General features: G+C 66.0%; 18 protein-coding genes. 11 read left to right on the forward strand and 7 right to left on the reverse strand.

The window, feature by feature from the left end:
• Positions 1 to 19: 19 nt before the first annotated feature.
• Positions 20 to 586 carry a heme NO-binding domain-containing protein gene (locus ISO4_RS11150; protein ID WP_194856266.1) on the forward strand — a complete coding sequence of 189 codons (567 nt, stop codon included), beginning with the start codon at positions 20 to 22 and terminating at the stop codon, positions 584 to 586.
• On the opposite strand, the gene ISO4_RS11155 is transcribed toward ISO4_RS11150, so the two are convergent.
• From ISO4_RS11155 to sufB, 7 genes are all read right to left on the reverse strand, one after another.
• A complete protein-coding gene (locus ISO4_RS11155) occupies positions 587 to 1,039 on the reverse strand; it encodes a SufE family protein (RefSeq protein WP_067606433.1) in 453 nt (150 codons plus the stop codon).
• The gene (sufT, locus tag ISO4_RS11160) at positions 1,039 to 1,593 is read right to left on the reverse strand and encodes a putative Fe-S cluster assembly protein SufT (RefSeq protein ID WP_142948487.1); all 555 of its coding nucleotides are present in this window, start codon (positions 1,591 to 1,593) and stop codon (positions 1,039 to 1,041) included. Before sufT ends, ISO4_RS11155 begins: the two co-directional genes overlap by 1 nt.
• Before the next feature lies 1 nt (position 1,594).
• Positions 1,595 to 1,963 (reverse strand): HesB/IscA family protein, encoded by a 369-nt coding sequence (locus ISO4_RS11165; RefSeq protein WP_142948488.1) that lies wholly within the window; start codon positions 1,961 to 1,963, stop codon positions 1,595 to 1,597.
• Between the two features lie 34 nt (positions 1,964 to 1,997).
• On the reverse strand, positions 1,998 to 3,212 hold the full coding sequence (locus ISO4_RS11170; protein ID WP_323745373.1) for an aminotransferase class V-fold PLP-dependent enzyme: 1,215 nt from the start codon (positions 3,210 to 3,212) through the stop codon (positions 1,998 to 2,000).
• Entirely contained in the window at positions 3,209 to 4,474 is a 1,266-nt protein-coding gene (gene sufD, locus ISO4_RS11175) for a Fe-S cluster assembly protein SufD (protein WP_194856267.1), read from the reverse strand. The genes ISO4_RS11170 and sufD overlap by 4 nt, the downstream gene beginning before the upstream one ends.
• On the reverse strand, positions 4,471 to 5,241 hold the full coding sequence (sufC, locus tag ISO4_RS11180) for a Fe-S cluster assembly ATPase SufC (RefSeq protein WP_194856268.1): 771 nt from the start codon (positions 5,239 to 5,241) through the stop codon (positions 4,471 to 4,473). Before sufC ends, sufD begins: the two co-directional genes overlap by 4 nt.
• 168 nt (positions 5,242 to 5,409) lie before the next feature.
• Positions 5,410 to 6,852 carry a Fe-S cluster assembly protein SufB gene (sufB, locus tag ISO4_RS11185; RefSeq protein WP_194856269.1) on the reverse strand — a complete coding sequence of 481 codons (1,443 nt, stop codon included), beginning with the start codon at positions 6,850 to 6,852 and terminating at the stop codon, positions 5,410 to 5,412.
• Positions 6,853 to 7,031: 179 nt separating this feature from the next.
• Here sufB and ndk point away from each other — a divergent pair, with 179 nt between their 5' ends.
• From ndk to ISO4_RS11235, 10 genes are all read left to right on the forward strand, one after another.
• Positions 7,032 to 7,463, forward strand: a complete 432-nt coding sequence (ndk, locus tag ISO4_RS11190) for a nucleoside-diphosphate kinase (protein ID WP_142948493.1) — start codon at positions 7,032 to 7,034, stop codon at positions 7,461 to 7,463.
• A gap of 20 nt (positions 7,464 to 7,483) precedes the next feature.
• Entirely contained in the window at positions 7,484 to 8,629 is a 1,146-nt protein-coding gene (gene rlmN, locus ISO4_RS11195; RefSeq protein WP_194856270.1) for a 23S rRNA (adenine(2503)-C(2))-methyltransferase RlmN, read from the forward strand.
• A 5-nt stretch (positions 8,630 to 8,634) separates the two neighbouring features.
• On the forward strand, positions 8,635 to 9,411 hold the full coding sequence (gene pilW / locus ISO4_RS11200) for a type IV pilus biogenesis/stability protein PilW (protein ID WP_142948495.1): 777 nt from the start codon (positions 8,635 to 8,637) through the stop codon (positions 9,409 to 9,411).
• On the forward strand, positions 9,408 to 10,349 hold the full coding sequence (locus tag ISO4_RS11205) for a RodZ domain-containing protein (protein WP_194856271.1): 942 nt from the start codon (positions 9,408 to 9,410) through the stop codon (positions 10,347 to 10,349). Before pilW ends, ISO4_RS11205 begins: the two co-directional genes overlap by 4 nt.
• Before the next feature lie 17 nt (positions 10,350 to 10,366).
• Positions 10,367 to 11,485 carry a flavodoxin-dependent (E)-4-hydroxy-3-methylbut-2-enyl-diphosphate synthase gene (ispG, locus tag ISO4_RS11210; RefSeq protein WP_142948497.1) on the forward strand — a complete coding sequence of 373 codons (1,119 nt, stop codon included), beginning with the start codon at positions 10,367 to 10,369 and terminating at the stop codon, positions 11,483 to 11,485.
• A gap of 31 nt (positions 11,486 to 11,516) precedes the next feature.
• The gene (hisS, locus tag ISO4_RS11215; RefSeq protein ID WP_194856272.1) at positions 11,517 to 12,797 is read left to right on the forward strand and encodes a histidine--tRNA ligase; all 1,281 of its coding nucleotides are present in this window, start codon (positions 11,517 to 11,519) and stop codon (positions 12,795 to 12,797) included.
• Positions 12,798 to 12,809: 12 nt separating this feature from the next.
• Positions 12,810 to 13,445 carry a YfgM family protein gene (locus ISO4_RS11220; protein WP_194856273.1) on the forward strand — a complete coding sequence of 212 codons (636 nt, stop codon included), beginning with the start codon at positions 12,810 to 12,812 and terminating at the stop codon, positions 13,443 to 13,445.
• Positions 13,446 to 13,453: 8 nt separating this feature from the next.
• A complete protein-coding gene (gene bamB / locus ISO4_RS11225) occupies positions 13,454 to 14,602 on the forward strand; it encodes an outer membrane protein assembly factor BamB (protein WP_194856274.1) in 1,149 nt (382 codons plus the stop codon).
• Between the two features lie 348 nt (positions 14,603 to 14,950).
• Positions 14,951 to 16,360 carry a ribosome biogenesis GTPase Der gene (der, locus tag ISO4_RS11230; RefSeq protein ID WP_194856275.1) on the forward strand — a complete coding sequence of 470 codons (1,410 nt, stop codon included), beginning with the start codon at positions 14,951 to 14,953 and terminating at the stop codon, positions 16,358 to 16,360.
• Positions 16,361 to 16,507: 147 nt separating this feature from the next.
• Positions 16,508 to 18,682, forward strand: a complete 2,175-nt coding sequence (locus ISO4_RS11235) for a TonB-dependent receptor plug domain-containing protein (RefSeq protein WP_228548069.1) — start codon at positions 16,508 to 16,510, stop codon at positions 18,680 to 18,682.
• Positions 18,683 to 18,891: the final 209 nt, after the last annotated feature.

An 18,891-nucleotide genomic window follows, 5' to 3' on the forward strand; every position in this document is an offset into this window, starting at 1 on the left:
AAGACGAGAGGAGCAACGCATGCATGGGGTGATTCTTTATCACCTGCGGCAATTCGCCGTGGAACGGTTCGGTCCGGATTGCTGGGACAACGCCCAGGCCGCCGCCGGACTGGCAGACCAGGTCTACGTGCCGGTGCGGCTCTATCCGGACGGTGACATGGACGCCCTGGTGGCGGCCCTGGAGGACGAGACCGCGCTGCACCGCAACGATCTGCTCGAAGCGTTCGGGAAATGGGTGATCCCGCCGCTGATCAATATGTACCGGGCGCTGATCCCGCGCCACTGGAACGCCCGGGATTTCCTGCTCAACGTGGAAGAACAGGTGCATCAGAAGGTGGTGCGTCTGAAAGACCCGGAAGCCCGGCCGCCGCGCATCGAGGTGCGGGAGCTGGCCCCCGGCGTGCTGGAAATCGGCTACCGGTCACACCGGGACATGAGCGCGCTGGCGCTCGGCGCGGTGCACGGCGTGGCCGGGTATTTCGGGGAAGCCGCGGAAGTGATGGAGGACGCGCCCGGGGAAGGGCAGCGCCGTTTCGTGGTGCGTCTGGTGCCGGCGCAGCGCAAGGCGTCGCTGTCGGCGGTCTAGTCAGGCCGCCAGGGCGGCGGCCTCCTGCTTGATGCGCCCGACCATGGCCAGCAGGCCGTTGCCGCGGGTGGGGCTCAGATGGCGCAGCAGGTCGAGCTGCTGGAAGAAGTCGTCCATGTCGTAGGCGGCCACTTCCGACGGGGTCTTGCGATTCAGCGCCGCCAGGATGATCGCCGCCAGGCCGCGCACGATCACCGCGTCGGATTCCACCGCCAGGTACAGCCGGTCCTGATCTTCGTCGTAGTCGGTGAGCAGCCATACCTGGCTCTGGCAGCCGCGCACGAAGCGCTCTTCGGTGCGCAGGTCCTCGGGCATCGCCGGCAACTGCTTGCCCAGGTCGATGATATAGCGGTAGCGCTCTTCCCAGTCGTCCAGAAATTCCAGGTCTTCGTGAATCGCCTCGGCGGTCACGTCTTCACCCAGTTTGATCTGGCGGATATCGAATTCACTCATTAAAACAATCCCAATTCGAGTTGGGCTTCCTCGGTCATCATGTCGCGGCTCCAGGGCGGGTCGAACAGCAGCGCCACTTCCACCTCATCCACGTTGGGCACCTTGGCCAGCCGGTCTTCCACGTCGCCGACCAGCACCGGGCCCATGCCGCAGTTGGGCGCGGTCAGGGTCATGCGCACCTGCACCACGTTTTTGTCCTCGCGGCGGATCACGTCGCAGCCGTATACCAGACCGAGGTCGAGAATGTTCACTGGGATTTCCGGGTCGAAAATGGTGCCCAGCGCGGTGTTCAGGTCCGCCTCGCGCACGCTGCCGTCCGCCTCCGGCGGATCGAAGTCCAGCTCCAGCGGCGCCTGGCCGATGGCGTCCGCGTCGGTACCGTCGATGCGCGCCATATTGCCGTTCAACGTCACCGTGTAGGTGCCGCCGAGCGCCTGGCGCAGGTTGACGAAGCTGTTCTTGTGGATGGTGATGCGCGTGCCGTCCGGCACCAGGCGCGCCGGCACGTCGCGGCTCACCACCACGGTGCGCTGTTCAGTGGATGCGTTGGCCAAATCAGACCTCGTCCATGTCTTCGACGGTGAAGCTCTCGCCGCAGCCGCATTCGCCGGTGGCGTTGGGGTTGCGGAACTTGAACAGGCTGTTGACGCCTTCCTTCACGTAGTCGATTTCCAGGCCGTTGAGCATTGCCAGCCATTTCTCCGGCACGTACAGCGGCACGCCTTCCACGTCGAAGTGCTTGTCGCCGGCCACCGGCTGGTCGACGAATTCCAGCTCGTACATGTAGCCGGAGCAGCCGGATTCATCCAGGTCGAGACGAATGCCGCCGGCCGCCGCGCGCTCGAGTTCGCGCTGCGCCTGCTTGCGGGCGGCCTCGGTCATCTTGATCTCGACCTGGCCGGGTACGAATGTCTGTACCGTCATAGTGATCGCCTCCGGAGAGTTCTGAATAACGCCCCTATAAAAAGGAGCGGACCTTGTGCAGTGCCTGGAACAGCTGGTCCACCTCTTCCAGGGTATTATAAATCGAGAACGACGCCCGCGTGGTGCCGGGGATGCCGAGCCGGTCCATCAGCGGCATGCAGCAATGATGGCCGGTACGCACCGCCACGCCCTGCTGGTCCAGCAAGGTGCCGACATCGGCCGGGTGGGCGCCGTCCAGCAAGAAGGAAAGTACACCCACCTTGGTGGCGGCGTCGCCGATGATTTTCAAGCCGTCGAAGGCCCGCGCCTGCTCGCTGGCGGAGGCCAGCAGCGCGTCCTCGTGGGTGGCCAGGGCGGTGCGGTCCTGCTGCTGCAGCCAGCGGGTGGCGGCGCCCAGGCCGATCACGCCGGCGATATTGGGCGTGCCCGGCTCGAATTTGTAGGGCAGCTGGTTCCAGGTGCTCTTTTCGAAGCTCACCGTCTCGATCATCTCGCCGCCGGTCTGGTAGGGCGGCATCGCGTCGAGCAGCTCGCGGCGGCCGAACAATACGCCCACGCCGGTGGGGCCGAACATCTTGTGGCCGGAAAACGCGTAGAAATCGCAGCCGATCTGCTGCACGTCCACCGGGTAGTGGCCCACCGCCTGGGCGCCGTCCACCAGGGTCCAGGCGCCGGCTTCGCGGGCCGCCTTGACCAGTTCCGCGACTGGCGTCACCGAGCCCAGGCTGTTGGACACCTGGGACAGCGCCACGATGCGGGTGCGCTCGCTGAGCAGCTGGTGGAAGGCGTCGGTGTCGACGCTGCCGTCCTCGCGCAGCGGCGTCACCTGAAGCGTGGCGCCGGTGCGCTCGCACACCTGCTGCCAGGGCACGATATTGGCGTGGTGCTCCAGCGCGGTGATCAGAATCTCGTCGCCGGCCTGGAGCCGCTCGCGGCCCAGGCACTGCGCCACCAGGTTGATGCCTTCGGTGGTGCCCTTGGTGAGGATCACTTCCTCGCGGGCGGCGTTGATGAATGCCGCCAGGTCCGCGCGGGCCGCCTCAAAGCCGGCCGTGGCGTGGTCGCTGAGATAGTGCGCCGCCCGGTGCACGTTGCTGTTCACGGTGCGGTAGTACTCACTCACCGCGTCGATCACCACCTGCGGTTTCTGGGTGGTGGCGGCGTTGTCCAGGTACACCAGCGGCTTGCCGTTGACCTCCTGGTGCAGCACCGGGAACTGCGCGCGCAGGGCGTTCACGTCCAGGCTCATGCGGCCTCCTCGTCGGCGCCCCGGCTCTGGCCCAGCTCACCGGCCAGCCAGGGCTGGGCCCAGTCGGCCACGGTCTGGTCGGGCAGGCCCATCACCAGCTCGTTGACGAAGCCCAGGCTGAGCATGCGCTTGGCTTCCGCCAGCGGCACGCCGCGCGCCTGCAGGTAGAACTGCTGGCCGGCGTCCAACTGGCCGACGGTGGCGCCGTGGGCGCACTTCACGTCGTCGTTGTAGATTTCCAGCTCCGGCTTGGTGTAGATCTCGGCGCCCGGGTTGAGCAGCAGGTTCTTGTTGCTCAGCTCCGCCAGGGTGCCGCTGGCACCGGGGTGAATATGAATCCGGCCGTTGAGGATCGCCTTGCCTTTCTCGCCGGCGAGGCCCCGGTACACCTGGTTGGAGGTGCAGTCCGGCACCCGGTGCTCGACACACAGCTGGTTGTCGATGTGGGTGCGGTCGCGGGCCACGAAAATGCCGTTCATGTTCAGTTCAGCGCCGCTCTTGTCGATAAAGGCGCGCACGTCGTTGCGCCGCAGCCGGTTGCCGGCCATCAGCTGGTAGCTGTCGATGCGGCTGACGCCGCTCTGGCGCAGCAGCAGGGTGCCGATGTGCAGGCTGTCGCGGGCCTCGCTCTGCAGCCGGTAGTGGCTGAGGTGGGCGTTGTCGCGGGTCTCGATGGCGGTCACCGCGTTGGTGAGCACCGGGCCCCGGCCCAGGTACTGCTCGATCAGCGTCATGCGGCTGCCGGTGCCGAGCACCACTTCCAGGCGCGTGTTGCAGTGCGCCGGCTGGTCGCCGTCGGCGTAGTGGATCACCTGCACGGTGCCGGCCACGTCGGTGTTGGCGGCCACTTCCAGGGTAATGGCGTCGTCCAGCGCCGCGCCGTTGTAGAGCGCGAACGGCGTGGTCAGGCCCTCCAGCCGGGACGCTTCCCGCTTCAGGGTGACGCCGTCGGGCAGGGCGCTGCTGCTTTCATCCAGCCGGCCGTTGACCAGCACCAGGCGGTAGTCGCCCAGCTCGGGCAGATCCGCCGGGGTGGCGGCGGCCGCGGCGCGCCGGTTCAGGTGGCCGTCGGCCAGCGGCTGCAGCGAGGTGTATTTCCACTGCTCGGTCTTGCGGCCGGGGAACACCGCCGCCTTCAGCGCCGCCAGGCTGCTGTCGCGCAACGCCGTCAACGCCGGGTTTTCCGCGTTGCTCTCCGTGGCGTCCTGGACATTCGCCAGCGCCTGGCGTTTGAGGTCCTCCGGGGAAAGCAATGCACTCATGCGCTTTGGTCCTTACCGTCGTTGCGGTCGCCGGTGAGCCAGCCGTAGCCGTGTTCTTCCAGCTCGTGGGCCAGCTCCTTGCCGCCGGACTTGATGATCTGGCCGTTGGAGAGCACATGCACGAAGTCCGGCACGATGTAGTCCAGCAGGCGCTGGTAGTGAGTCACCAGCACGATGCCGCGCTCCGGGCTGCGCAGGGAGTTGACCCCCCGGGCCACGGTTTGCAGGGCGTCGATGTCCAGGCCGGAGTCGGTCTCGTCGAGCAGCGCCAGCTTTGGCTCCATCAGCAGCATCTGCATGATTTCATTGCGCTTTTTCTCGCCGCCGGAAAAGCCTTCGTTGACGCCGCGCTTCAGGAATTGCGGGTCCAGGTCCACCTGCTTGCAGGTTTCGCGGGCCTTGCGCAGCAGGGTCACCGAATCCCACTCTTCCTTGCCCTGGGCCTTGCGGGTGGCTTCCAGCGCCGCCTTGAGGAATTCCATGTTGGACACACCGGGGATCTCCACCGGGTACTGGAACGCCAGGAACAGCCCCAGCTGGGCGCGCTCCTCCGGCTCCAGATCGGCGAGGCTCTTGCCCTCGAACAGGGCGTCGCCGCCGGTGATCTCGTAGTTGTCCTTGCCGGCCAGCACATTGGCCAGCGTCGATTTGCCGGAGCCGTTCGGGCCCATGATGGCGTGCACCTCACCGGCGTTCACGGTCAGGTTCAGGCCCTTGAGAATGGGTTCGCCGGCTACGGCGGCGTGCAGATCACGAATTTCCAGCATGTGTAAAACGCCTTTCGATTGACTTGATCCGTGGCGCCCGATGGGCGGCTCACGATAAAACGCTTTCCTCGCCATCCCTGGCGCGACGCCGGTGCCTTTGAGGCCGCCCGGCCCGGCCTTCCCTGGCCGGTCGTAAATCGCGCTGCGAAGCAGTGCTTCGGTCGCGATTTACCCAACCGCTCCTTCCAGGCTAACTTCCAGCAACTTCCCGGCTTCCACCGCGAACTCCATGGGCAGTTCCTTGAACACTTCCTTGCAGAAGCCGTTCACGATCATGGAGATCGCCTTCTCCGGGTCGATGCCGCGCTGCCGGCACAGGAACAGCTGGTCGTCACTCACCTTGGAGGTGGTGGCCTCGTGCTCGATAGTGGCGCTGGGGTGCTTGGACTCGATGTACGGAAAGGTGTGCGCGCCGCAGGTGTCGCCCAGCAGCAGCGAGTCGCACTGGGTGAAGTTGCGGGCGTTTTCCGCGCGCGGGCCCATGCGCACCAGGCCCCGGTAGGCGTTGGAGCTTTTGCCCGCCGAGATGCCCTTGGAGACGATGGTGCTGCGGGTGTTCTTGCCCAGGTGGATCATCTTGGTGCCGGTGTCCGCCTGCTGGGCGTGGCGGGTCAGCGCCACCGAGTAGAACTCGCCCACGGAGTTGTCGCCGCGCAGCACCACGGACGGGTACTTCCAGGTGATCGCCGAGCCGGTTTCCACCTGGGTCCAGCTGATCTTGGCGTTGTCGTGGGCGACGCCGCGCTTGGTCACGAAGTTGTAGATGCCGCCCTTGCCGTCCTTGTCGCCGGGGTACCAGTTCTGCACCGTGGAGTACTTGATCTCGGCGCCGGGCAGGGCCACCAGCTCCACCACCGCCGCGTGCAGCTGGTTCTCATCGCGCTGCGGCGCGGTGCAGCCTTCCAGGTAGCTCACGTAGCTGCCCTCGTCGGCGACGATCAGGGTGCGCTCGAACTGGCCGGTGTTGGCCTCGTTGATGCGGAAGTAGGTGGACAGCTCCATGGGGCAGCGTACGCCCTTGGGGATGTAAACAAAGGAACCGTCGGTGAATACCGCCGAGTTGAGGCCGGCGAAGAAGTTGTCGCCCTTGGGCACCACGGAGCCCAGGTACTTCTTGACCAGTTCCGGGTGCTCGTGCACCGCCTCGGAGATCGAGCAGAAGATCACGCCCGCCTCCGCCAGCTTGGCCTTGAAGGTGGTGCCCACGGAGACCGAGTCGAACACCGCGTCCACGGCCACCCCGGCGAGCATTTCCTGCTCGTGCAGCGGGATACCCAGCTTCTTGTAGGTGTCCAGCAGTTCCGGGTCCACCTCGTCCAGGCTCTGCGGCCGGTCCTCCATGCTCTTGGGCGCGGAGTAGTAGGAGATGGCGTTCAGGTCCACCGGCGGGTAGGTGACGTGGGCCCAGTTGGGCTCGGCCATCTCCAGCCAGTTGCGGTAGGCGTCCAGACGCCACTCCAGCAGCCATTCCGGTTCGCCTTTCTTGGCGGAAATGACGCGGATCACGTCCTCGTTCAGGCCCGGAGGCAAGGTGTCGGACTCCACCAGGGTGGTGAAACCCGCCTCGTACTCGGAGCTGATCACTTTGTCGAGTTCGGCTTGCGTGCTCATAATTAGCGGAATACCAGAGTAAATTACTCAGGTATTATACGGTATATGACGGCGAGGGGGAATCCGGGGTGTGAAAGCGCGGCCCATGGCCCCGATAGGGCCGGCAACGGTATCATATTTCGCCCTTCGTGCGTATAATCCGCCGGTTTCAGGAACCCCCAACTGGAGTGATCAGACAGATGGCTGTTGAGCGTACCCTCTCTATTATCAAGCCTGATGCCGTGGGCAAGAACGCGATCGGCGAGATCGTTGGCCGTTTCGAAAAGGCCGGCCTGAACGTGGTGGCCATGAAGATGCTGCACCTGAGCAAAGAGCAGGCCGAAGGCTTTTACGCCGAGCACAAAGAGCGTCCCTTCTTCGGCGACCTGGTCGGTTTCATGACCAGCGGCCCCGTGGTAGTACAGGTGCTGGAAGGCGAAGACGCGGTCAAGAAAAACCGTGATCTGATGGGTGCCACCAACCCGAAAGACGCCGAAGCCGGCACCATCCGTGCCGATTTCGCGGAAACCATCGACGAAAACGCTGTCCATGGTTCTGATTCCACCGAATCCGCCGCCCGTGAAGTGGACTACTTCTTCGCCGACGAGGAAGTCTGCCCGCGCACCCGCTAAGGGCTGCAAGGAGCGAAGCAATGAGTGCCCCCGACAAGGTAAATCTGCTCGGTCTCACCTATCCCGAGATGGAAGCCTTCTTCCTGGACATGGGCGAGAAGAAATTCCGCGCCCAGCAGGTGATGAAGTGGATCCACCACCACCAGGTGGATTCGTTCGAGCAGATGACCGACGTGGGCAAGGCCCTGCGTGAAAAACTCGTCCGTGTGGCGGAAATTCGCGGCCCGGAGGTGCTCCACGAGGGCATCTCCCGGGACGGCACCCGTAAATGGGTGTTCGAGGCCGACAACGGCGGCGCCGTGGAGACCGTCTTTATTCCCGACGGTCGCCGCGGCACCCTGTGTGTCTCTTCCCAGGTGGGTTGTGCCGTGGACTGCAGTTTCTGCTCCACCGGCAAGCAAGGCTTCCAGCGCGACCTCACCAGCTCGGAAATCATCGGCCAGGTGTGGCAGGCGAGCCGTTCGTTCGGCCCGCGCAAGAACCTGGGCGAGCACCCGATCACCAATGTGGTGATGATGGGCATGGGCGAGCCGCTGCTGAACTATAAGCCGGTGCTGGCCGCCATGCGCCTGATGCGTGACGACCTGGGCTACGGCATCAGCAAGCGCCGCATCACGCTGTCCACCTCCGGGGTGATTCCCAAGATTGATCAGCTCAGCGCCGACCTGGACGTGTCCCTGGCGGTGAGTCTGCACGCCCCCAACGACGAGCTGCGCGACGAACTGGTGCCGCTCAACCGCAAATATCCGCTCAAGGAGCTGATGGCGGCGTGCAAGCGTTACAGCGACAACATCACTCATCGCCACAACACCATCACCATGGAATACGTGATGCTGCGCGATGTGAACGACAAACCGGAGCACGCCCGCCAGCTGGTCAAGCTGCTGCGCGGCATTCCGGTGAAGGTGAACCTGATTCCCTTCAACCCGTTTCCCCACGCGGGCTATGAACGCTCGCGCAAAAGCGACATTCTGGCATTCCACAAATTCCTGAATGACAATGGCGTCATGACCACCGTGCGCACCACCCGCGGCGACGATATCGACGCCGCCTGCGGCCAGTTGGTGGGCGAAGTGAAAGACCGTACCCGTCGCAGCGAACGATGGAAGGAATCCATTTTCCATCGCTCGGAACAGCCCGACAGCAAAACAGCATCCGTGCAATGAACCCAATGCTTCGACAGCTCGTTCTGATTCTGGTGGCCACCGTGGCGGTGGCCGGCTGCACCACCACGACCACCGGCGGCGGGCCCGCCGCCGACCCCAAGGAAGCGGTGCGCACCCGGGTCGCCGCCGGTTTGCAGTATCTGCAGATGGGCGACCCGTCCGAAGCCCGCCGCCATTTCTCCCGCGCGCTCTCCATCGACGACGACAGCGCCGCCGCCCACAACGCCATGGCGCTGCTGTACAACTACGAGCGCGACGCGGAGAAAGAGGAATACCACTACCGCAAGGCGCTGTCCGCCGACCGCAACTACGCCCCGGCACTGAACAATTACGGCACCTTGCTGTACACCCAGCGGCGCTACGAAGAGGCCCTGGAGAAATTCAAGCGCGCCGCCAACGACCCCAACTATGAAGGCCGCGCCAGCGCCTTCAGCAACATGGGGCAAAGCTACGCGGCGCTGGACCGGCCCGGCGACGCCAAGGACGCGTTCATCCGTGCCCTGCGCCTCAACGGCCGCTCCACCCACGCCACCCTGCAACTGGCCAAGCTCTATCATGAGGAAGGCCGTCATCAGATGGGCTGGGATTACTACAAACAGTACGAGCGCCGCATCGGCCGGCAGAGCGCCGAAGGGCTGTGGACCGGCATTCAACTGGCCGCCGCCCTCGGCTTACAGGATCAGCAGTCCAGCTATGAGCTGGCCCTGCAGAATCTCTATCCCGGTACCCGGGAGCACAAGCTCTGGCAGGAATGGCGGAGCGCGCAGGAGGGACGTCAATGAGCGCCAACGAGACCGTATTACCCGGCGAGAGACTGCGCCGGGCCCGGGAAGAGAAGGGTCTCAGCCAGGAGGAAGCCTGCAAGCATCTGCGGCTGTCCACTTCCTATATGCGGGCCCTGGAACAAGACGATTACGAGCGCCTGCCCGAAGCCCCCTTCATCAAGGGCTATCTGCGTAACTACGCCCGGTTTCTGGGTCTGCCGGCGGAAGAGCTGGCCCGGCAATTCCAGCAGCGCGTGGACGAAATGCGCCAGGATGAGCGCGAGCGCGAGCAGGCCGCCCTGGACGAAGCGCCCAGCAACCGCGAATGGCGCCTGCCGGCCCTGGCGGTGCTGGTGGTGGTGCTGCTGGTGGCCGTGGGCTGGTGGCTGTGGCCCCGCGACGACATGAGCGCGCCGGAACCGTCCGTGGACGACGGCGGCCGTGGCGGCGAGGAAACCTTCGACAGCCCGGCGCCGCCGCAGGCGCCGGAGCCGGCCATGCCGGAAACCATCGAACCCACCGACCCGGTGGACGACAGCCTGCAGCCGCTGCCGGAAAGCGACGGCGACAGCGACCAGGGCGGCGAGCCGCCCTCCGAACAGTCCAACGACGGCTCCTCCGGCGGTGAACCCGCGTCCCGCCCGGAGCTGGCGGAACAAACACCGCAAAGCCAGGCCTCGCAGACCGAGCTGGCCGCCGCCCCCGGCGAAGACGGCATCGACAGCCTGGCCCTGGAATTTTCCCGCGTTTGCTGGATCAAAGTGGTGGACGCCACCGGCGCCACGCTCACCCAGGGCCAACAGAACGCCGGCGGCAGCGTCAATCTGGACGGCGAGGCGCCGTTCCGCGTTACCCTGGGCGACGCGGCGGCAGTGAGCGCGGTACGCATCAACGGTTCCGCGATCAGCCTGCCCAGCCAACGCTCCGGTGACGTGGTCCGCGTCACGCTGCCCTAGTCGTTTCAGGAGTTAGCATGGAACCGGAAGTCACCATCAAGCGCCGTAAATCCCGTCAGATTCACGTCGGCTCCGTGCCGGTGGGCGGCGATGCGCCGATCTCCGTGCAGAGCATGACCAACACCGACACCTGCGATGTGGACGCCACCGTCGCCCAGATTCGGGCTCTGGAAGGTGTGGGCGCGGACATCGTGCGCGTTTCGGTGCCCACCATGGATGCCGCCGAGGCCTTCGGCAAAATCCGCAAGCAGGTGAGCCTGCCGCTGGTGGCGGACATCCACTACGACTACAAGATCGCCCTGAAAGTGGCCGACGAAGGCGCCGACTGCCTGCGCATCAACCCGGGCAACATCGGCCGAGAGGACCGGGTGCGCGCGGTGATCGAATCCGCCCGCGACCACGGCGTGCCGATCCGCATCGGCGTCAACGCCGGCTCGCTGGAAAAAGAACTGCAGCGCAAGTACGGCGAACCCACCAGCGACGCGCTGGTGGAATCCGCCCTGCGCCACGCCGAGATCCTCGACCGCTACGACTTCCAGGACTTCAAGGTCAGCGTCAAGGCGTCCAACGTCTTCATGACCCTGCAGGCCTACCGCAAGCTGGCCAGCCAGATCGAGCAGCCCCTGCACCTGGGCGTCACCGAGGCCGGCACCTTCCGCTCCGGCACGGTGAAATCCTCGGTGGCCCTGGGCGGGCTGCTGATGGAAGGCATCGGCGACACCATCCGCGTGTCCCTGGCCGCCGATCCGGTGGAAGAGATCCGCGTCGGCTTCGACATTCTGAAAAGCCTGAACCTGCGCAAGAAGGGCGTGAACATCATCGCCTGCCCGAGCTGTTCACGGCAGAACTTCGACGTCATCAAGACCGTCAACGAGCTGGAAGCGCGCCTCGAGGACATCAACGAATCCGTGGACCTGGCGGTGATCGGCTGCCTGGTCAACGGCCCCGGCGAAGCCCGCGAAGTCGATGTCGGCCTCACCGGCGGCACGCCCAATAACCTGTCCTACGCGGACGGCCAGAAGAGCCACCACATCAAGTCCGAGAACCTGGTCGACGAGCTGGAGCGCATGGTGCGCGCCAAGGTGGCCCGCCAGCGCGAGGACGAAGAGAAAGGCGTGATCCTGCGAAGCGAATAACGCCCCGCAAGACGTTAAATAAGGAGAACCGGTGAGCAACAAGATCACGTCGATCCGTGGCATGAACGACGTTCTGCCCGAGCAGACCCCTCTGTGGCAGTGGTTGGAAAAGCGTGCCCGGGCGGTGCTGGCGGCCTACGGCTACCAGGAGATTCGCCTGCCCATCGTCGAGCGCACCGAGCTGTTCGCGCGCGGCATCGGCGAGGTCACCGACATCGTCGAAAAAGAGATGTACACCTTCGCCGACCGTAATGACGACAGCCTGACGCTGCGCCCGGAAGGCACCGCCGGCTGCGTGCGCGCCGCCGAACAGCACGGGCTGCTCTACAACCAGACCCAGCGGCTCTGGTACACCGGCCCCATGTTCCGCTACGAGCGGCCCCAGGCCGGTCGCAGCCGTCAGTTCCACCAGATCGGCGTGGAAACCTTCGGCATCGCCACCCCGGACATCGACGCGGAAGTAATCCTGCTCACCGCCCGGTTGTGGAAAGAGCTGGGCCTGAGCGACCAAGTCACCCTGGAGCTGAACACCCTCGGCGACAACGACGACCGCGCCCGCTACCGCGAGGCCCTGGTGGCCTTTCTGCGCGAGCACCGCGACCGGCTCGACGAGGATTCGCAAAACCGCCTGGAACGTAACCCGCTGCGCGTGCTCGACAGCAAGGACCCGGGCACTCGTGAGGTGCTGGAAACCGCGCCGCGCCTGGCCGACCATCTGGGCGACCAGGCCCGCGCCCACTTCGACGGGCTGCGCGCGTTGCTGGACGCCGCCGGCGTGCCCTACGTGATCAACCCCAACCTGGTGCGCGGGCTGGATTACTACGGGCGAACCGTGTTTGAGTGGACCACCACCGCGCTCGGCGCCCAGGGCACCGTCTGCGCCGGCGGCCGCTACGACGGCCTGGTGCAGCAGCTCGGCGGCAAACCGACCCCGGCAGTGGGCTTCGGCATGGGCCTGGAACGGCTGGTTTTATTGCTTGAGCAAACGCGTCCGGAACTGCCGGCGCCGGTGGCGATCTATATTACCGCCATGGGCGACGTGCAGACCCAGGCGCTGGTGCTGGCCGAAAAACTGCGCGACGCCCTGCCCGGTGTCGGCATTCAGTGTCATTGCGGCGGCGGTGGCTTCAAAAGCCAAATGAAGAAAGCCGACCGCAGCGGCGCCCGCTTCGCCCTGATCCTGGGGGAAGACGAAGTGGCCGCCAAACAGGTGGCGGTGAAACCGCTGCGTGATCAAAGCGAACAACAGCAACTGTCCGAGGACGAGGTCGCCCAATGGCTGGCCGCGCGCCTCGCGCCAAAAAGCGAATAAGGAGACATTGGGGTGGCAGATTACATCCGGGACGAAGAAGAACAGGCGGAACGCCTCAAGGAATGGTGGCAGAAGAACGGCACCGCCACGATTGTGGTGATCGTGCTGGCGATCGGTTCCATGATCGGCTGGCGCCAGTGGCAGGAGCACAGCAGCGGCCAGGCGGCGGAAGCGTCCAAGGTGTACGAATCCCTGGTCGCCGGCCTGGGCCAGGGCGGTGATGCCGACCAGGTGCGCAGCGCCGCCGACACCCTGCTGGAAGACTTCGAGTCCACCGCCTACGCGGATTACGCCCGCCTGGCCCTGGCCAAGCTGGCCGCCGACGAGGGCAACCTCAACGGCGCCGCCGAGCAGCTCAAAGCGGTGGCCGAAGACGCCGCCAGCAAGGAGCTGGAATACACCGCCCGGGTACGCCTGGCGCGGGTGCAGATCGAACAGGGGGATCTGGACGCCGCGGAACAGCAGATTTCGCGCACCTTCCCGGAAGCCTGGGAAGCCCAGGCGCTGGAGTTGAAAGGGGACATCGCCGGCGCCCGGGAAAAATGGGACGCGGCCCGCGACGCCTACACCGGCGCGCTGGAGGCACTGGATAACGGCGCCGCCAAGGACCGCGTGCAAATGAAACTCGACGACATGAAGTCCCTATAGTGAACCCTATGTTGAAAGCCTTCACGGCCCCGTTTTTGCTCGGTCTGGTGGCGCTGGCCGGTTGCAGCAGCAACCCCAACGCCATCGAACCCAACCCACTGCCGGAGTTCGAGGCCCGCTACGACGTGGACCGTCTGTGGCGCTCCGGCGCCGGTGACGGCGTCGACGAAACCGCCATGACGCTGACCCCGGCGGTGACCAACCAGCAGGTGTTCGCCGCCGACATCCACGGCCGCGTCTACGCCTTCGACCGGGAAAACGGCAAACGCCAGTGGCGCAGCAAAACCGAGGACCGCATCTCCGGCGGTCTCTACGCCGGCTACGGCCAGGTGCTCTACGGCACCCGCGAAGGCGAAGTGGTGGCCCTGGACAGCGAAGACGGCGAGCAGCTGTGGCGCACCGAAGTGAGCAGTGAAGTGCTCGCCGCGCCCACCAGCAACGGCGGCCTGGTGGTGGCTCAGACCATCGACGGCCACGTGCTGGGCCTGGACGGCGGCACTGGCGAGCAAATCTGGGACTACGAAACCACGGTGCCCAACCTGACCCTGCTCGGCGGCGCCCAGCCGGTGATCGTCAACGACCGGGTCTACGCCGGCTTCGCCAGTGGCAAGGTGGCCGCCATCGAAGCGGATACCGGCGCGCCCCTGTGGGAGCGCCGCGTGGCGGAACCCTCCGGCCGCTCCGAACTGGACCGCCTGGTGGACGTGAACGCCAACATGCTGGTGGAAAACGGCGGCGTCTTCACCGCCACCTTCCAGGGCCAGCTGTCGGTGCTCGACTGGGAAAACGGCCGCCCCTACTGGAGCAAGGACCTGTCCAGCCACCAGACCATCAGCTCCTACCTGGGCACCCTGTTCGTGGCCGACGACGAAGGCCTGGTGCGCGCCGCCGAGCAGCGCAGCGGCAGCTTCCTGTGGCAGCAGGACAAGCTCTACGGCCGCCGCCTCACCGGCACCGCCGTCCAGGACGGCCTGGTGGTGGTCGGCGACTTCGAAGGCTACCTGCACTGGATGGACGCCGACACCGGCGAGCTGGTGGCCCGCTACCGCCACGACCGCGACGGCTTCTCATCCACGCCGGTGGTGGTCGACGACGTGCTCTACGCGCTCAGCGCCGACGGCAAGCTCGCCGCCTACAGGATTGAAGCAGAAGAGTAGCTGCAAGCTTCACGCTGCAAGCTTCAAGCAGGCCGTGCTGGAGGAAAAGCCGTGCCCGTCGGGAATCAAAAGACGATTCAGGATTCAGGGGCGAGCGCGGTGCTATCGAGTGGCGCCTCACTCCGTAGTGAAGTCCCGGCCTTCCGCCGACGATTCAGGGCGTGGTGCAAAAAAGTTTGGCACCACGACATCCCCTGTATCCTGCATCCTGAATCCTGTATCGCTCCCCACCGCCGGCCAGCGGCACGGCCCATCCTCCAGCACGGCCTGCTTGCAGCTTGTAGCGTGTAGCCCCACACGCCTGTATCCTCCCCCCTGAATCGTCTTAGCCACCCCGACCGAGCCCCAATGAAACCCGTGATCGCCCTGGTGGGCCGCCCCAATGTGGGCAAATCCACGCTGTTCAACCGCCTTACCCGCACCCGTGACGCCATCGTGGCGGACTTCCCCGGCCTCACCCGGGACCGCCAGTACGGCGACGGCCGCCTGGGCGACCGCCCCTACACGGTGGTCGACACCGGCGGCATCGGCGAAAGCGAAGAGGGCATCGACCGGCCGATGACCGACCAGGCCCTGCAGGCGGTGGGCGAAGCGGACGTGGTGCTGTTCCTGGTGGACGGCCGCGCCGGCCTCACCGCCGCCGACGAGCAGGTGGCCTCGGAGCTGCGCAAGCTGCCCAAGCCGGTCTACCTGGCGGTCAACAAAACCGACGGCCTGGACCCGGACACCGCCCTGGCGGACTTCTACGGCCTGGGCCTCACCGAGCTGTTCCCGATCGCCGCCGCCCACGGGCGCGGCGTGCGCGGTATGATCACCGAGGTGCTCAAGGCATTTCCCGAAGCGGACGAGGACGACGGCGAGCCCGCCGACCCGGACACCGTGCGCGTGGCGGTGCTGGGGCGCCCCAATGTGGGCAAATCCACCCTGATCAACCGCATCCTCGGCGAGGAGCGGGTGGTGGTGTTCGACCAGGCCGGCACCACCCGCGACACCATCGAGGTGCCGTTCGTGCGCCAGGACCGCAACGGCGACGGCGAGCGCAACTACGTGCTGATCGACACCGCCGGCATCCGCCGCCGCGGCAAGGTCCACGAGACCATCGAAAAATTCTCCGTGATCAAGGCGCTGCAGGCGGTCGACGCCGCCCAGGTGGTGATGGTGGTGATCGACGCCCGCGACGGCATCACCGACCAGGACCTGCATCTGCTCGGCTATGTGCTGGAAACCGGCCGCGCCCTGGTGATCGCGGTGAACAAATGGGACGGCCTGGAGGCCGACCACCGCCAGTGGGTCAAGCGCGAGCTGGAACGGCGTTTGCATTTCGCCCCCTGGGTGAAGGTGCACTTTATTTCCGCGCTGCACGGCACCGGCGTCGGCGACCTGTTCGGCTTTATCGAGCGCGCCTGGGATTCCGCCTTCATCAAGCTGGGCAGCAACGCGCTCACCCGCATGCTGCAGGACATCACCCACTCGCACCCGCCGCCGCGCGCCGGGCGCTTCCGGGCCAAGCTGCGCTACGCGCATCTGGGCGGCTCCAACCCGCCCACGGTGGTGATCCACGGCAACCGTACCGAGTCGTTACCGAACAGCTACCAGCGCTACCTGGAAAACAAATTCCGGGAGCTGCTAAAAATTGAAGGCTCGCCGATTCGTCTTGAGCTGAAGTCCGGGGACAACCCCTACGAGGGCCGCAAGACCCAGCTCACCGAACGGCAAATCAAACGCAAACGCCGCATGATGAAGCACGTTAAGAAATAAACCGCGGGGTCGCGGGGTTTGTAGGAGCGGGCCCAGCCCGCGAAAGGCAAGCAAAGCTTGCCGGCAGGATTCCAGAGACCTGATTCAGGGAGATTAAATCAGGTCTCTGGGATCCCGCCGGGCGACCAGGGTCGCCCTTTCGCGGGCATGGCCCGCTCCCACAAGAACGACATCATTTGGGGGATGGAAGTGCGGGGGCACAAGACCTTACTACTGGCGTTTCTGCCATGGCTGGCGCTGTCCGCCCGGGCGGACGCGCCATTCGACTCCGATAGCGAGGTGCCGAGGGTACTCACCCCGGCGCGCCTGGACCAGCCCATTTCCGAAGTGCCCGCCAGCGTTACTATCATCGACCGCGAACTGATCCGCATCAGCGGCGCCCGGGAGCTGCACGAGGTGTTGCGTCTGGTGCCGGGCATGGCGGTGGCCAAGGCCGACGGCAACGTGCCCACCGTTTCCTACCACGGCACCCAGGCCCGCGACACCCGCCGCATGCTGGTGCTGATCGACGGGCGCAGCGTTTACCAGCCCGGCTTCGCCCGGGTCAGCTGGAACGATCTGGCGGTCAGCCTGGAAGACGTGGAACGCATCGAAGTCACCCGTGGCCCGGCCTCCGCCGCCTACGGCGCCAACGCTTTCACCGGGGTGATCAACATCATCACCCGCGACCCCCGCGACAGTGTCGGCCAGCGGGTCAGCGTGCGTGCCGGCAACAACGGCATCCGCGACGCGCGCCTGGGCGCCAGCCACCAGTTCGAAAACGGCGCCTTCCGCGTCAGCGTCAGCAGCCAGCGCGACGACGGCTACGACGCCGGCATCACACCGCTGGAAAACGGCGACGCCAAGCGCGTCGACAAGCTCAACAGCCGCACCGTGTTCGAGCTGTCGCCGCGCGACACCCTCACCGTGCACGCCGGCGGCAGCCGCTCGCGGCTGGACCGGCCGCCGGAATCCGGCCTTCAGGAACTGGCCGACTACTACGACGACACCCACCAGGTGGGCGAGCGCGCCTTCTTCGGCCTCGACTGGCAGCGCCAGTTTTCCCCGCGCCACCAGCTCAAGGTGAGCGCCTACGGCCAGTACACCAACGAAGACAACAACCTGGACCTGTGCTTCCGCGACCCGCTCACCGGCGCCCAGGGGCCCGGCGGCGGGCTGTTTTTCTCCCAGGAGTTGCGCGACCTGTACCTGGCCAACAACAGCGACATCGGCCAGACCCTGGCCGCCGCCGGCGCCGACCCGGGCATCCAGAACCGCTACGCCACCCTGCAGGCCAGCGGCGCCCAGGCGTTCTGCGGGCGCGCCTGGCTGGACACCCAGGAAACCCGCTACGACCTGGAAATCCAGGACACCCTGCAGGTCACCGACTGGGCGCGGCTGGTGGCCGGCGCCAACCTGCGCCACGACCGGGGCGAATCCCAGGCGTTCCTGTCCGGCACCGGTGAGAACGTCAGCCGGCGCCTGTTCGCCAACCTGGCGGTGAAGCCGGTGGCGCCGGTGACCATCAGCTTGGGCGGCTTCTGGGAACACGACGACATCAACGGCGAACACTTCAGCCCGCGCGCCGGCATCAACTGGCAGGTGGTGCGCGGCCACACCCTGCGCGCCTCCTACGCCCGCGCGCTGCGCACCCCGGACATCTACGAAGACCAGGCGCGCATCAATCTGCCGATCACCGACCTGAACGCGCCCTTCGCCGGCAACCAGCAGGCGCTGCTGGGCTGGAACCCGGCCTACTTCTTCGTCACCCAGCAGAGCCCCGGCATGCTCAAGCCGGAGCGCATCCGCTCCCGCGAGCTGGGCTACTACGGGCGCTTCTTCGCCGGTGCCCTGGGCGGCTTCGAGCTGGACATCCGTTACTTCCGCGAAGAGCTCTGGGACCTGGTCAGCGGCGCCCTCAACCCGTTCGAGTTCGATACGGCCAACGACGGTGAGGTGGAGCACCGCGGCACCGAGGCGCAGCTGAGCTGGCGGCCCAATGCCCGTCATCTCCTACGGCTCACCGGCGCCCATGTGCACACCGAAGCCAACATAGCCACCGAGCAGCGCTTCGCCGCCCGCGACAGCGCCAGCGCCCTGTGGCACTGGCGCCTGGGCGGCGGTTGGTCCTGGTCCACCGCCTATTACCTGGCCCGCGATTACAACGACTACCCTTTCGAGCGGCTGGATGCGCAGCTCGGTTTCCGGCACCGTCTGCATCAGACAGAAGTGGAATGGAATTTCGTGGTCCAACACCCGCTCAATAAAGAACCGGTGGTTTTTGTCGAAAACCAGTACCAGGACGACCAGCGCTATTGGATCGGCGCCACGGTCACTTTCTAGGGATCAGAAGCGGGGGTCGCAGCCCATGAGGCACGATAACAGCAACACCAAAGGCGCCTGGAGGCGTGGCGGCTAGGATGCGTCGCGCCTGGGGGATCGCTTTACTGCTGCTTGGCGTGGCGGCCGGTGCCGCCGCCCTGGGCGCCCCTGTGCTCGCCGCCGAGCCGTCGGCCGGCCGCGGCCCGGAGGCTCCGGTGCGGCTGTCGGTG

It is taken from the genome of Alloalcanivorax venustensis ISO4 (assembly GCF_015356855.1).
Lineage (GTDB): Bacteria > Pseudomonadota > Gammaproteobacteria > Pseudomonadales > Alcanivoracaceae > Alloalcanivorax > Alloalcanivorax venustensis.

Bases quoted from the DNA above. Each gene is read 5' to 3' on its own strand.
- der (WP_194856275.1), top strand. From the start codon at position 14,951: ATGAAACCCGTGATCGCCCTGGTGGGCCGCCCCAATGTGGGCAAATCC.
- sufD (WP_194856267.1), bottom strand. From the start codon at position 4,474: ATGAGTGCATTGCTTTCCCCGGAGGACCTCAAACGCCAGGCGCTGGCG.
- ISO4_RS11170 (WP_323745373.1), bottom strand. From the start codon at position 3,212: ATGAGCCTGGACGTGAACGCCCTGCGCGCGCAGTTCCCGGTGCTGCAC.
- ISO4_RS11205 (WP_194856271.1), top strand. From the start codon at position 9,408: ATGAGCGCCAACGAGACCGTATTACCCGGCGAGAGACTGCGCCGGGCC.
- bamB (WP_194856274.1), top strand. From the start codon at position 13,454: ATGTTGAAAGCCTTCACGGCCCCGTTTTTGCTCGGTCTGGTGGCGCTG.
- sufB (WP_194856269.1), bottom strand. From the start codon at position 6,852: ATGAGCACGCAAGCCGAACTCGACAAAGTGATCAGCTCCGAGTACGAG.
- ISO4_RS11155 (WP_067606433.1), bottom strand. From the start codon at position 1,039: ATGAGTGAATTCGATATCCGCCAGATCAAACTGGGTGAAGACGTGACC.
- ISO4_RS11235 (WP_228548069.1), top strand. From the start codon at position 16,508: ATGGCCCGCTCCCACAAGAACGACATCATTTGGGGGATGGAAGTGCGG.
- ispG (WP_142948497.1), top strand. From the start codon at position 10,367: ATGGAACCGGAAGTCACCATCAAGCGCCGTAAATCCCGTCAGATTCAC.
- ISO4_RS11150 (WP_194856266.1), top strand. From the start codon at position 20: ATGCATGGGGTGATTCTTTATCACCTGCGGCAATTCGCCGTGGAACGG.
- ISO4_RS11165 (WP_142948488.1), bottom strand. From the start codon at position 1,963: ATGACGGTACAGACATTCGTACCCGGCCAGGTCGAGATCAAGATGACC.
- rlmN (WP_194856270.1), top strand. From the start codon at position 7,484: ATGAGTGCCCCCGACAAGGTAAATCTGCTCGGTCTCACCTATCCCGAG.
- pilW (WP_142948495.1), top strand. From the start codon at position 8,635: ATGCTTCGACAGCTCGTTCTGATTCTGGTGGCCACCGTGGCGGTGGCC.
- ndk (WP_142948493.1), top strand. From the start codon at position 7,032: ATGGCTGTTGAGCGTACCCTCTCTATTATCAAGCCTGATGCCGTGGGC.
- sufC (WP_194856268.1), bottom strand. From the start codon at position 5,241: ATGCTGGAAATTCGTGATCTGCACGCCGCCGTAGCCGGCGAACCCATT.